10 protein-coding genes are annotated in these 13058 nt (G+C 71.2%); all 10 read left to right on the top strand.

Translation table 11 applies throughout. The features are described 5' to 3' along the window. Positions 1–22 precede the first annotated feature (22 nt). The 10 genes from nuoE to nuoN are packed head-to-tail and all read left to right on the top strand — an operon-like array spanning position 23 to position 12916. On the top strand, positions 23–847 hold the full coding sequence (gene nuoE / locus ACFZAU_RS08420) for an NADH-quinone oxidoreductase subunit NuoE (protein WP_500551610.1): 825 nt from the start codon (positions 23–25) through the stop codon (positions 845–847). A gap of 2 nt (positions 848–849) precedes the next feature. Then, positions 850–2181 carry an NADH-quinone oxidoreductase subunit NuoF gene (gene nuoF / locus ACFZAU_RS08415; protein ID WP_500551609.1) on the top strand — a complete coding sequence of 444 codons (1332 nt, stop codon included), beginning with the start codon at positions 850–852 and terminating at the stop codon, positions 2179–2181. After that, positions 2178–4679 (top strand): NADH-quinone oxidoreductase subunit G, encoded by a 2502-nt coding sequence (locus ACFZAU_RS08410; RefSeq protein WP_500551527.1) that lies wholly within the window; start codon positions 2178–2180, stop codon positions 4677–4679. Before nuoF ends, ACFZAU_RS08410 begins: the two co-directional genes overlap by 4 nt. Continuing rightward, the gene (nuoH, locus tag ACFZAU_RS08405) at positions 4676–6013 is read left to right on the top strand and encodes an NADH-quinone oxidoreductase subunit NuoH (RefSeq protein WP_499606376.1); all 1338 of its coding nucleotides are present in this window, start codon (positions 4676–4678) and stop codon (positions 6011–6013) included. Before ACFZAU_RS08410 ends, nuoH begins: the two co-directional genes overlap by 4 nt. Beyond that, the gene (gene nuoI / locus ACFZAU_RS08400; protein ID WP_499606377.1) at positions 6006–6662 is read left to right on the top strand and encodes an NADH-quinone oxidoreductase subunit NuoI; all 657 of its coding nucleotides are present in this window, start codon (positions 6006–6008) and stop codon (positions 6660–6662) included. Before nuoH ends, nuoI begins: the two co-directional genes overlap by 8 nt. Next, the gene (locus ACFZAU_RS08395) at positions 6659–7465 is read left to right on the top strand and encodes an NADH-quinone oxidoreductase subunit J (RefSeq protein ID WP_500551526.1); all 807 of its coding nucleotides are present in this window, start codon (positions 6659–6661) and stop codon (positions 7463–7465) included. The genes nuoI and ACFZAU_RS08395 overlap by 4 nt, the downstream gene beginning before the upstream one ends. Further along, complete coding sequence (gene nuoK / locus ACFZAU_RS08390) at positions 7462–7761, top strand: NADH-quinone oxidoreductase subunit NuoK (protein WP_018558801.1); 300 nt, start codon at positions 7462–7464, stop codon at positions 7759–7761. The genes ACFZAU_RS08395 and nuoK overlap by 4 nt, the downstream gene beginning before the upstream one ends. A 12-nt stretch (positions 7762–7773) precedes the next feature. Then, entirely contained in the window at positions 7774–9672 is a 1899-nt protein-coding gene (nuoL, locus tag ACFZAU_RS08385; RefSeq protein WP_500462415.1) for an NADH-quinone oxidoreductase subunit L, read from the top strand. Beyond that, positions 9672–11267 (top strand): NADH-quinone oxidoreductase subunit M, encoded by a 1596-nt coding sequence (locus ACFZAU_RS08380; protein ID WP_499606380.1) that lies wholly within the window; start codon positions 9672–9674, stop codon positions 11265–11267. The genes nuoL and ACFZAU_RS08380 overlap by 1 nt, the downstream gene beginning before the upstream one ends. Beyond that, complete coding sequence (gene nuoN / locus ACFZAU_RS08375) at positions 11264–12916, top strand: NADH-quinone oxidoreductase subunit NuoN (RefSeq protein WP_500551525.1); 1653 nt, start codon at positions 11264–11266, stop codon at positions 12914–12916. Before ACFZAU_RS08380 ends, nuoN begins: the two co-directional genes overlap by 4 nt. Positions 12917–13058: the final 142 nt, after the last annotated feature.

The following is a 13058-nucleotide window of genomic DNA, read 5'->3' as shown; positions in this document are numbered from 1 at the left end:
GGTATCACTCGGCATCCCCGCGATGCCCGCGCCGGAGTACCCGGCCGACGTACGGCACCGGCTGGCCGAGGACGCGGCGAAGATCATCGCGCGCTACCCCGGCAGCCGCAGCGCCCTGCTGCCGCTGCTGCACCTGGTGCAGGCGGAGGAGGGCCACGTCTCCCGCACCGGCGTGCGCTTCTGCGCCGAGCAGCTCGGGCTGACCACGGCCGAGGTCACCGCGGTGGCCACCTTCTACTCGATGTACCGGCGGGGGCCCTCCGGCGAGTACCAGGTCGGGGTCTGCACCAACACCCTGTGCGCGGTCATGGGCGGCGACGCGATCTTCGAGGAGCTCAAGGAGCACCTCGGCGTGGGCAACGGCGAGACCACCGAGGACGGCAAGATCACGCTGGAGCACATCGAGTGCAACGCGGCGTGCGACTTCGCCCCCGTGGTGATGGTCAACTGGGAGTTCTTCGACAACCAGGACCCCGCGTCGGCCAAGCGGCTCGTCGACGACCTGCGCGCCGGCCGCACCGTCGAACCCACCCGCGGCGCCCCTCTCTGCTCCTTCAAGGAGACGTCCCGGATCCTCGCCGGGTTCCCCGACGAGCGCCCCGGCGCCGTCGAGGCGAGCGGCGGCGCCGGCCCCGCCTCGCTCGCGGGCCTGCGGCTCGCCCGCGGCGAGTCGCTGCCGGGCACCGGGGCCGGCGTGCCCCGGCAGACCTCCGCGCCGCCGCAGGACGAGACGCCCCCGGCCCACCCCAGCTCCCACGATGCCCCGTTGGACTCCGCGGTCTCCGACCCGGAGCACCCGGCGGGACCGGTCACGGAGCGCCCGACCGAAGGCGAGGAGGACCGGTGACCATGGTCGACTCGGCGGAGAAGGTACTGTCACCCGTTCTCTCGGCCTTCTGGGACGATCCGCAGTCCTGGACCCTCAAGACGTACCGTCGCCACGAGGGCTACGAGGGCCTGCGCAAGGCGCTGGCCCTGCCCCCGGACGACGTGATCGCCCTCGTCAAGGACGCCGGCCTGCGCGGCCGCGGCGGCGCGGGCTTCCCCACCGGGATGAAGTGGCAGTTCATCCCGCAGGGCGACGGCAAGCCGCACTACCTCGTCGTCAACGCGGACGAGTCGGAGCCCGGCACCTGCAAGGACATCCCGCTGCTCTTCGCCAACCCGCACTCGCTCATCGAGGGCATGGTGATCGCCTGCCACGCGATCCGCTCGAACCACGCCTTCATCTACCTGCGCGGCGAGGTCGTCCCCGTGCTGCGGCGGCTGCACCACGCGGTGGCCGAGGCGTACGAGGCGGGACTCCTCGGCAAGGACATCCTGGGCAGCGGCTTCGACCTGGAGCTGACCGTCCACGCCGGCGCGGGCGCCTACATCTGCGGTGAGGAGACCGCGCTGCTGGACTCCCTGGAGGGACGCCGCGGCCAGCCCCGGCTGCGTCCGCCCTTCCCGGCGGTCGAGGGTCTCTACGCCTGCCCGACGGTGGTCAACAACGTCGAGTCCATCGCCTCGGTGCCGTCGATCCTGCTCAAGGGCAAGGACTGGTTCCGCTCGATGGGCAGCGAGAAGTCCCCGGGCTTCACGCTCTACTCGCTCAGCGGCCACGTCGCCAACCCCGGCCAGTACGAGGCCCCGCTGGGCGTCACGCTGCGCCAGCTGCTGACCCTCAGCGGCGGCATGCGGCCCGGCCACAAGCTGAAGTTCTGGACCCCGGGCGGCTCCTCGACGCCGATGTTCACCGACGAGCACCTCGACGTCCCGCTGGACTACGAGGGCGTCGGCGCCGCGGGCTCCATGCTCGGCACCAAGGCGCTGCAGTGCTTCGACGAGACGACCTGCGTGGTGCGCGCCGTCACCCGCTGGACCGAGTTCTACGCCCACGAGTCCTGCGGCAAGTGCACCCCCTGCCGCGAGGGCACGTACTGGCTCGTCCAGTTGCTGCGCGACATCGAGGCGGGCAAGGGGACCCTGGCGGACCTCGACAAGCTCGCCGACATCGCCGACAACATCAACGGCAAGTCCTTCTGCGCCCTCGGCGACGGAGCGGCCAGCCCGATCTTCTCCTCCCTCCAGTACTTCCGCGACGAGTACGTGGAGCACCTGGAGGGCCGCGGCTGCCCCTTCGACCCGTCCAAGTCCACGGTCTGGGCCGACAAGTCTCACCTGGAGGTGAACGCGTGACCGTCACGACCAACGCCGCCTCCGGTGAGGCGGCGGTGCCGCCCGAGGACCTGGTGTCCGTCAGCATCGACGGCGTCGAGATCTCCGTGCCCAAGGGCACCCTGGTGATCCGTGCCGCCGAGATGATCGGCATCGAGATCCCGCGCTTCTGCGACCATCCCCTCCTCGACCCCGTGGGCGCCTGCCGCCAGTGCATCGTCGAGGTCGAGGGCCAGCGCAAGCCGATGGCGTCCTGCACGATCACCTGCACCGACGGGATGGTCGTCAGGACCCAGCTCACCTCCGGCGTCGCGGACAAGGCCCAGCGCGGGGTGATGGAGCTGCTGCTCATCAACCACCCGCTGGACTGCCCGGTCTGCGACAAGGGCGGCGAGTGCCCGCTGCAGAACCAGGCGATGTCCGCCGGCCAGGCCGACACCCGCTTCGAGGGACGCAAGCGGACCTACGAGAAGCCGGTGCCGATCTCCACCCAGGTGCTGCTGGACCGCGAGCGCTGCGTGCTGTGCGCGCGCTGCACCCGCTTCTCGCAGCAGATCGCCGGCGACCCGATGATCGAGCTGCTGGAGCGCGGCGCGCTGCAGCAGGTCGGCACCGGAGAGGGCGACCCCTTCCAGTCGTACTTCTCGGGCAACACCATCCAGATCTGCCCGGTCGGCGCCCTGACCTCGGCGGCCTACCGCTTCCGGTCCCGGCCCTTCGACCTGGTCTCCTCGCCGAGCGTGTGCGAGCACTGCGCGGGCGGCTGCGCCACCCGTACCGACCACCGGCGCGGCAAGGTCATGCGCCGGCTCGCGCAGGACGACCCCGAGGTCAACGAGGAGTGGATGTGCGACAAGGGCCGCTTCGCGTTCCGCTACGCGCAGCGCCCCGAGCGGCTGACCACCCCGCTGGTCCGCGACGCCGACACCGGTGAGCTGCAGCCGGCGAGCTGGCCGGAGGCCCTGGAGGCCGCGGCGCGCGGCCTCGCGGCGGCCCGCGGCCGGACCGGCGTGCTGACCGGCGGCCGGCTCACCGTCGAGGACGCGTACGCCTACGCCAAGTTCGCCCGCGTCGCCCTCGACACCAACGACGTCGACTTCCGGGCCCGTGTGCACTCCGCCGAGGAGGCCGACTTCCTGGCGTCCGTGGTGGCGGGCCGCGGACGGGACCTGTCCGGCGACGGCGTCACGTACACCCTGCTGGAGAAGGCCCCCGCCGTCCTGCTGGCCGGGCTGGAGGCCGAGGAGGAGGCGCCCGGCGTCTTCCTGCGGCTCCGCAAGGCCTGGCGCGGGCACAAGCAGCGCACCTTCGCGCTGGCCCCGTTCGCCACCCGGGGGCTGGAGAAGGCGGGCGGCACCCTGCTGCCCGCCGCGCCCGGCACCGAGACCGAGTGGCTGGACGCCCTCGCCGGCGGGGTGGGCCTGGACGGCAACGGCCTCACCGCCCACGAGGCGCTGCGCGAGGAGGGCGCGGTCGTCCTGGTCGGCGAGCGGCTGGCGGCCGTACCCGGCGCGCTGACCGCGGTCGTGCGGTTCGCGCAGGCGACCGGTGCCAACCTGGCGTGGATCCCGCGCCGGGCGGGCGAGCGCGGTGCCGTCGAGGCGGGTGCCCTGCCCGGGCTGCTGCCCGGCGGCCGCCCCGTCACCGACCCGCGGGCCCGCGACGAGGTCGCCGGGGTCTGGGGCGTGGCCACGCTCCCGTCCCGCCACGGCCGCGACACCGGCGAGATCCTGGAGGCGGCCGCGAGCGGCGAGCTCGGTGCGCTCGTCGTCGGCGGCGTCGAGCCGGCCGACCTGCCCGACCCGGCCCGGGCCCGCGCGGCCCTGGACGCCGTGGGCTTCGTGGTCAGCCTGGAGCAGCGTCCCGGCGAGGTCACCGACCGGGCGGACGTCGTCCTGCCGGTCGCCGCCGTCGCCGAGAAGGCCGGAACGTTCCTCAACTGGGAGGGCCGGGTGCGGCTCTTCGAGGCCGCGATCAAGCCCGGCCAGCAGGTCCAGCGCCACCAGTACCCGGACGCCCGGGTGCTGACCATGCTGGCCGACGCGATGGACGTCCCCCTCGGCCTCGCCGACGTCCGCTCGGCCCGCGCCGAGCTGTCCCGGCTCGCCCCGTACGAGGGCCCGCGCGCCGCGGCCCCGCAGGAGACCGGCCGCCAGCTGCCGAAGCCCGGCAGCGGCGAGGCGGTCCTCGCGGGCCACCGGCTGCTGCTCGACCAGGGCCTGCTGCAGCAGGGCGACGACGCCCTCGCCGGCACCCGCCACCCGGCGGTCGCCCGTCTGTCGGCGACCACCGCGAAGGAGATCGGCGTCGCCGACGGCGAGCCGCTGGAGGTGTCCGGTCCGCTGGGCACGGTCCGGCTGCCGCTGCAGGTGACGGCGATGGCCGACCGGGTCGTGTGGGTGCCCCTCAACTCGGCCGGCGGGGGAGTCGCCTCGGACACCGGTGCCCTGCCGGGCCAGGTCGTCCGGATCGCCCCGGCCGCCGTGGACGCCGCTGCCGCACCGGAGGTGACCCCGTGACGGGACTGACGACGCTCGCCGCCGAGGACCTGTCCCTGTTCGGACGGGACCCGTGGTGGCTGATCGCCATCAAGGCGGTCTTCTGCTTCGCGTTCCTGATGGTGACCGTGCTCTTCTCCATCGTGTGGGAGCGCAAGGTCGTCGCGTGGATGCAGCTGCGCATCGGCCCCAACCGGCACGGCCCCTGGGGCATGCTCCAGTCGCTCGCCGACGGCATCAAGCTGATGCTCAAGGAAGACCTGATCGTCAAGAAGGCCGACAAGGTCGTCTACGTGCTGGCCCCGATCGTGGCGGCCATCCCGGCCTTCATGGCGGTCGCGGTGATCCCGTTCGGCCCGGCGGGCAACGAGATCTCCATCTTCGGCCACCGCACGCCGATGCAGCTCACCGACCTGCCGATCGGCGTCCTCTACATCCTGGCCACCGCATCGGTCGGCATCTACGGCATCGTGCTGGCCGGCTGGTCCTCCGGCTCGACCTACCCGCTGCTCGGCGGACTGCGCTCCTGCGCGCAGATGATCTCGTACGAGATCGCGATGGGCGTCGCCTTCGCGTCGGTCTTCCTCTACTCCGGCTCGATGTCGACCTCGCAGATCGTCGCCCAGCAGGAGGACCGCTGGTACGTGCTGCTGCTGCCGGTGTCCTTCATCATCTACATCGGCACCATGGTCGGCGAGACCAACCGGGCGCCGTTCGACATGCCCGAGTCCGAGGGCGACCTGGTCGGCGGCTTCAACACCGAGTACTCCTCGATCAAGTTCGCGCTCTTCATGCTCGCCGAGTACGTGAACATGGTGACCGTCTCGGCCGTGGCCACCACGCTCTTCCTGGGCGGCTGGCGGGCCCCGTGGCCCATCAGCACCTTCTGGGAGGGCGCCAACCACGGCTGGTGGCCGCTGCTCTGGTTCGTGATCAAGGTGCAGCTGCTGCTCTTCTTCTTCATCTGGCTGCGCGGCACGCTGCCCCGCGTGCGCTACGACCAGCTGATGAAGCTGGGCTGGAAGGTCCTGATCCCGGTCTCGATGGTCTGGCTGATGCTGGTCGCCACCGTCCGGGCGCTGCGCAACGAGAACTACGACTTCCAGTCGATCGTGCTCTACGTCGGCGGCGGCGTGGTCCTGCTGCTCCTGGTCTCGCTGGTCTTCGACGTCTTCCGCGACCGCGGGGACAAGGCCAGGGAGGCGGCCGAGGAGGCCGGTCCGCAGGAGCCGTTCGACCCCATGGCGGGCGGGTTCCCCGTACCGCCGCTGCCCGGCCAGGAGCTGCCGCCCGTCCCGCGGCGGCCGTCCCGTGCGGAGCGTCAACTCGTAGGCAAGGAGGCCGACGATGCCTGAGTTCCTGGGCCCGGTAGCCGGCTTCGGCGTGACCTTCAAGGCCATGTTCAAGAAGCGGCTGACCGAGCAGTACCCCGAGGAGAAGAAGCCGACCGCGCCGCGGTTCCACGGCCGCCACCAGCTCAACCGGCATCCGGACGGGCTGGAGAAGTGCGTGGGCTGCGAGCTGTGCGCCTGGGCCTGCCCGGCGGACGCGATCTACGTCGAGGGCGCCGACAACACCGACGAGGAGCGCTACTCGCCGGGTGAGCGCTACGGCCGCGTCTACCAGATCAACTACGCCCGCTGCATCCTGTGCGGGCTGTGCATCGAGGCCTGCCCGACGCGTGCCCTGACCATGACCAACGAGTACGAGCTGGCCGACAGCAGCCGCGAGTCGCTGATCTTCACCAAGGAGCAGCTGCTCGCCGGCCTGGAGGAGGGCATGGTCGACAGCCCGCACGCGATCTTCCCGGGCATGGACGAGGGCGACTACTACCGCGGCGCGGTGACCCACGCGGCACCGGGCACCGAGCGCCAGGTCGCGGTCTCCAAGGGCGAGAAGCCGGACGAGACGGTGCCGGACGACCAGCGCGAGCAGGACGGTGCGGGCACGACGGTCCCCGCGACGGGCGGCACCGCCCCGGCCGGGACGGGAGGCGAGGCATGAACGGCGTGACCACGCTGACCACTGCGGCCGCGTACACCACCTCCACCGGGGAGGCGGTCCAGTTCTGGGTGCTGGGCACCGTCGCGGTGCTCGGCGCGCTCGCGACCGTGCTGATGAAGAAGGCGGTGCACAGCGCACTGTCGCTCGCCGGGACGATGATCGTCCTGGCGGTCTTCTACCTGGCCCAGGGCGCGTACTTCCTCGGCGTCGTCCAGATCGTCGTCTACACCGGCGCGATCATGATGCTCTTCCTCTTCGTCGTCATGCTGGTCGGCATCACCGCCGCCGACTCGCTCAAGGAGACGCTGAAGGGGCAGCGCTGGCTGGCCGCCGGAGCCGGCCTCGGCTTCGGCGTGCTGCTGGTCGCCGGCATCGCCAACGCCTCGCTCAAGAACTTCGAGGGGCTGGGGCGGGCCAACGCCGGGGGCAACGTCGAGGGACTCGCCTCGCTGATCTTCACCAAGTACGTGTGGGCCTTCGAGGTCACCGGCGCGCTGCTCATCACCGCCGCGATCGGCGCGATGGTCCTCACCCACCGCGAGCGCACCGAGGCCCGCGCCACCCAGCGCGAACTGGCCGAGCGCCGGGTGCGCGAGGGCAAGCAGGTCACCCCGCTCCCCGCGCCCGGCGTCTACGCCCGCAACAACGCGGTCGACGTACCCGGCCTGCTGCCGGACGGCACGGTCTCGGAGCTCAGCGTCAGCCCGACGCTGCGCGGCCGCGGCCAGTACCGGGACGTGTCGGCGGAGTCGGTCGCCAAGGTCGCCGAGCTGGAACAGCGCTCCGAGGAGGCGTCGAAGTGAATCCGGTCAACTACCTGTACCTGTCGGCGCTGCTGTTCACCATCGGCGCGGCCGGGGTGCTGATCCGGCGCAACGCGATCATCGTCTTCATGTGCGTCGAGCTGATGCTGAACGCCGCCAACCTGGCGTTCGTCACCTTCTCCCGCATGCACGGCAACCTCGACGGCCAGATCATCGCCTTCTTCACGATGGTCGTGGCCGCCGCGGAGGTCGTCGTGGGCCTGGCGATCATCGTGACGATCTTCCGCTCCCGCCACTCGGCCTCGGTCGACGACGCCAGCCTGATGAAGCTCTAAGGGGTAGCCACAGTGGACTACTTGATCGGATGGCTCGTCCTCCTGCCGCTGCTGGGCGCCGGTGTGCTGCTCACCGGCGGCCGGAGGCTGGACCGTACGGGCCACTGGATCGGCACCGTGCTCGCGGGGTCGTCCTTCGCCGTCGCGGCGGTGCTCTTCTTCGACATGCTCGGTCGCGGCGGCGAGGACCGCGCGCTGCACTCGACCGCCTTCACCTGGATCTCGGTCGGGAGCTTCAAGGCCGACGTGGCCTTCCAGCTCGACCAGCTGTCGATGACCTTCGCGCTGCTGATCACCGGTGTGGGCACGCTCATCCACATCTACTCGATCGGCTACATGGAGCACGACGAGCGGCGCCGCCGCTTCTTCGGCTACCTCAACCTGTTCCTCGCGGCGATGCTCCTGCTGGTCCTCGCCGACAACTACCTGCTGCTGTACGTCGGCTGGGAGGGCGTGGGCCTCGCCTCGTACCTGCTCATCGGCTTCTGGCAGCACAAGCCCAGCGCGGCGACGGCGGCCAAGAAGGCCTTCATCGTCAACCGCGTCGGTGACGTCGGCCTGTCCATCGCGATCATGCTGATGTTCACCACCTTCGGCACCTTCTCCTTCGGGCCGGTCCTCGGCGCGGTGGACGGGGCCGGCGAGGGCGTCCTGACCGGCATCGGCCTGATGCTGCTGCTGGCCGCCTGCGGCAAGTCGGCCCAGGTCCCGCTGCAGTCCTGGCTCGGCGACGCGATGGAGGGCCCGACCCCGGTCTCGGCCCTGATCCACGCGGCGACGATGGTGACCGCGGGCGTCTACCTGATCACCCGCTCCGGCGCGATCTTCGACGCCGCGCCCACCGCCCAGGTGGCCGTGGTGACGGTCGGCGCGGTCACGCTGCTCTTCGGTGCGATCGTCGGTTGCGCCAAGGACGACATCAAGAAGGCGCTGGCCGGTTCGACGATGTCGCAGATCGGCTACATGGTGATGGCCGCGGGCCTCGGCCCGATCGGCTACGTCTTCGCGATCATGCACCTGGTCACCCACGGCTTCTTCAAGGCGGGGCTCTTCCTCGGCGCCGGATCGGTCATGCACGGCATGAACGACGAGGTGGACATGCGCAAGTACGGGGCCCTGCGGAAGTACATGCCGGTCACCTTCGTCACCTTCGGCCTCGGCTACCTGGCGATCATCGGCTTCCCGGGCCTGTCCGGCTTCTTCTCCAAGGACAAGATCATCGAGGCCGCCTTCGCCAAGGGCGGCACCGAGGGCTGGATCCTCGGCGGCGCGGCCCTGCTGGGCGCGGCGATCACCGCGTTCTACATGACCCGCGTGATGCTGATGACCTTCTTCGGCGAGAAGCGCTGGCAGCCCGACGCGGACGGCCACGAGCCGCACCCGCACGAGTCGCCGAAGTCGATGACGATCCCCATGGTCGTCCTGGCCTTCGGCTCGGTCTTCGCCGGCTTCCTGTTCAGCTGGAACGAGGCCTTCGTGAAGTGGCTGGAGCCGGTCACCGGTCACGAGGAGGGCCACCCGCCGATCGGAGCGGGCGCGGTCACCGGCGCCACCATGGTGGTCATGGTGCTCGGCGTGGCCCTGGCCTGGGCCGTCTACGGACGCCGTCCGGTCCCGGCCGTCGCCCCGCGCGGCTCCTGGCTCACCCGCGCCGCCCGGCGCGACCTGCTCCAGGACGACTTCAACCACGTCGCCCTGGTGCTGCCCGGCGAGTACCTCACCCGCGGTCTGGTCTACGTGGACCACAAGGGTGTGGACGGCGTCGTCAACGGCACCGCTGCCGCCGTCGGCGGCCTCTCCGGCCGGATGCGGCGTCTCCAGAACGGTTATGTGCGCAGCTACGCCGTGTCGATGCTGGCGGGCACCGCGGTGCTGGTCGCCGCGACGCTGCTGATGAGGGGTGTTGCCTGATGTCGTTCCCCTTGCTCACCCTGACCGCCGGCCTGCCGGCGCTCGGCGCGATCGTGACCGCCGCCGTGCCTGCCGCGCGGCGCGGGGCCGCCAAGTGGCTCGCGCTGCTCGTCTCGCTGGCGACGCTCGTGCTGGCCGCCGTCGTCTTCGTGCGCTTCGACCCCGGCGGGGCCCGGTACCAGCTCACCGAGTCCCACGCCTGGATCGCCGACTTCGGCGTCCGCTACGAACTCGGCGTCGACGGCATCGGCGTCGCGCTGATCGCGCTGACCGCGCTGCTCGTCCCGTTCGTCATCGCCGCGGGCTGGCACGACGCCGACCCCCTGGAGGAGAAGAACCCCAACCGCCGCTGGCGGCCCACCCAGGGTTTCTTCGCGCTGATCCTGCTGGTCGAGGCGATGGTGATCATCTCCTTCGAGGCCACGGACGTCTTCCTCTTCTACATCTTCTTCGAGGCCATGCTCATCCCGATGTACTTCCTCATCGGAGGCTTCGGGGACCGTGCGCACGAGCACGGCGAGGAGGAGGCGGCCCGTCAGCGTTCCTACGCGGCGGTGAAGTTCCTGCTCTACAACCTGGCCGGCGGGCTCATCATGCTGGCCGCGGTCATCGGGCTCTACGCCGTCACCGCCGACCAGCTCGGGCAGGGCACCTTCTCCCTCCAGGAGATCCTCCAGGCCCGGGCGTCCGGCAAGCTCGACATGTCCACCACCGCCGAACGCGCCCTGTTCCTGGGCTTCTTCTTCGCGTTCGCGGTCAAGGCCCCGCTGTTCCCGCTGCACACCTGGCTGCCCAACGCCATGGGCGAGGCCACGGCGCCGGTCGCGGTCCTCATCACCGCGGTCGTCGACAAGGTCGGCACCTTCGCGATGCTCCGCTTCTGCCTCCAGCTCTTCCCGGAGGCCAGCAAGTGGGCGACGCCGGTGATCCTGGTGCTGGCGCTGATCAGCATCATCTACGGCGCCCTGCTCGCCGTCGGCCAGCGCGACATCAAGCGGCTGGTCGCCTACGCGTCGATCTCGCACTTCGGCTTCATCATCCTGGGCATCTTCGCGATGACCTCCCAGGGCCAGAGCGGCGCGACGCTGTACATGGTCAACCACGGCATCTCCACCGCCGCGCTGATGCTGGTCGCGGGCTTCCTGATCTCCCGCCGCGGCTCCCGGCTCATCGCATCCTACGGCGGGGTGCAGAAGGTGGCCCCGGTGCTGGCCGGCACCTTCCTGATCGGCGGACTGGCCACCCTGTCGCTGCCGGGGCTCGCGCCCTTCGTCAGCGAGTTCCTCGTCCTCGTCGGGACGTTCAGCCGCTACCCGGCCATCGGGATCGTCGCCACCGCCGGCATCGTCCTCGCCGCGCTGTACGTCCTCGTCCTCTACCAGCGGACGATGACCGGCCCGGTGAAGGCCGGGGTCGAGGGCATGCCCGACCTGAAGGTCCGGGAACTCGCCGTCGTGGCGCCGCTGATCGCGCTGCTGCTCCTGCTCGGCGTCTACCCGAAGCCGCTGACCGACGTCGTCAACCCGGCGGTCGGGCAGACGCTCTCCGACGTGCACAAGACCGACCCCAAGCCGGCGCTGGAGGCATCCAAGTGAGCAGCACAGTTGCTGTCCACAGCCTGTGGACAACGGCGGCACCGCTCGCCGCCGACAAGATCACCGCGCCGAAGATCGAGTACGCCCAGCTCGCCCCGGTCCTGATCGTCTTCGGGGTGGCCCTCCTCGGCATCCTCCTCGAGGCGTTCGTGCCGCGGCGCTTCCGCTACACCGGGCAGGTCGGCCTCGCGGTCGTCGGCCTGGCCGCCTCCTTCGCCGCGGTCGTGGCGCTCGCGGCGGGCGGCTACGCCACGACGAAGGCCCACATCGCCGCTATGGGCGCGGTCGCCGTCGACGGCCCGGCCCTCTTCCTGCAGGGCACGATCCTGCTGGTGGGCCTAATCGGGGTGTTCACCTTCGCCGAGCGCCGGCTCGACCCGAAGGCGCACGGCCGGCACGTCGACTCCTTCGCCGCGCAGGGCTCCGCTGTGCCCGGCAGCGACCAGGAGAAGGAGGCCGTCCGGGCCGGCTTCACCACCACCGAGGTCTTCCCGCTGCTGATGTTCGCCATCGGCGGCATGCTGATCTTCCCCGCGGCCAACGACCTGCTGACGCTCTTCGTGGCCCTGGAGGTCTTCTCCCTCCCGCTCTACCTGCTCTGCGCCCTCGCCCGGCGGCGCCGCCTGATGTCGCAGGAGGCGGCCGTCAAGTACTTCCTGCTGGGCGCCTTCTCCTCCGCCTTCCTGCTCTTCGGCATCGCCCTGCTGTACGGCTACGCGGGCACCGTCTCCTACTCCGGCATCGCGTCGGTGGTCGACGGCACCGCCAAGCTCACCCCGGCGCTCGCCGACTCGGCGGGCAGCGACGCGCTGCTCCTGATCGGCGCCGCGCTGGTCGGCATGGGGCTGCTGTTCAAGGTGGGCGCCGTGCCCTTCCACATGTGGACGCCCGACGTCTACGAGGGCGCCCCGACCCCGGTCACCGGCTTCATGGCCGCGGCCACCAAGGTCGCCGCCTTCGGCGCGCTGCTGCGGCTGCTCTACGTGGTCCTGCCGGAGCTGCGCTGGGACTGGCGGCCGGTGCTGTGGGGCGTCGCGATCCTCACGATGCTGGTCGGCGCGATCGTGGCGGTCACCCAGACCGACGTGAAGCGCCTGCTCGCGTACTCCTCGATCGCGCACGCCGGGTTCATCCTGGCCGGTGTCATCGCGACCACGCCGGAGGGCGTCTCCTCGGTGCTCTTCTACCTGGCGGCGTACTCCTTCGTGACGCTCGGCGCCTTCGCGGTCGTCACGCTGGTGCGCGACGCCGGCGGGGAGGCCACGCACCTGTCGCGCTGGGCGGGTCTGGGGCGGCGCTCACCGCTGGTGGCGGCGGTCTTCGCGGTCTTCCTGCTCGCCTTCGCCGGCATCCCGCTCACCTCGGGCTTCGCCGGGAAGTTCGCGGTCTTCAGCGCCGCCGCGCAGGGTGGCGCGGTGCCGCTGGTGATCGTGGGCGTGATCTCGTCCGCGATCGCCGCGTTCTTCTACATCCGGGTCATCGTGCTGATGTTCTTCAGCGAGTCCAAGGCCGACGGCCCCACGGTCGCGGTGCCGTCGCCGCTGACCTCCACGGCCATCGCTGTGGGCGTGGCCGTCACCTTGGTGCTGGGCGTCGCGCCCCAGTACTTCCTGGACCTCGCGAACCAGGCGGGCGTCTTCGTCCGCTGACCCCCTCGCACGGCCCGAGCGCCCCGCGACCGGCTCCCCGGTCGCGGGGCGTCGTGCTGCCGTGACCCGTGCGCCGGGGCGCACTCCGGGCCGTCCATCGAGCGCACATCGGGCCGCCCCTTCGGCCTGTCACGCCCTCATC

This window comes from Streptomyces sp. NPDC008238 (genome assembly GCF_042956445.1).
GTDB lineage: Bacteria > Actinomycetota > Actinomycetes > Streptomycetales > Streptomycetaceae > Actinacidiphila.
This window is presented reverse-complemented; position numbering and strand designations above follow the sequence as displayed.

Coding starts and splice junctions, on each gene's coding strand:
- nuoE (WP_500551610.1), top strand. CDS start 23: ATGCCCGCGCCGGAGTACCCGGCCGACGTACGGCACCGGCTGGCCGAG.
- nuoF (WP_500551609.1), top strand. CDS start 850: ATGGTCGACTCGGCGGAGAAGGTACTGTCACCCGTTCTCTCGGCCTTC.
- nuoI (WP_499606377.1), top strand. CDS start 6,006: ATGCCTGAGTTCCTGGGCCCGGTAGCCGGCTTCGGCGTGACCTTCAAG.
- ACFZAU_RS08395 (WP_500551526.1), top strand. CDS start 6,659: ATGAACGGCGTGACCACGCTGACCACTGCGGCCGCGTACACCACCTCC.
- ACFZAU_RS08380 (WP_499606380.1), top strand. CDS start 9,672: ATGTCGTTCCCCTTGCTCACCCTGACCGCCGGCCTGCCGGCGCTCGGC.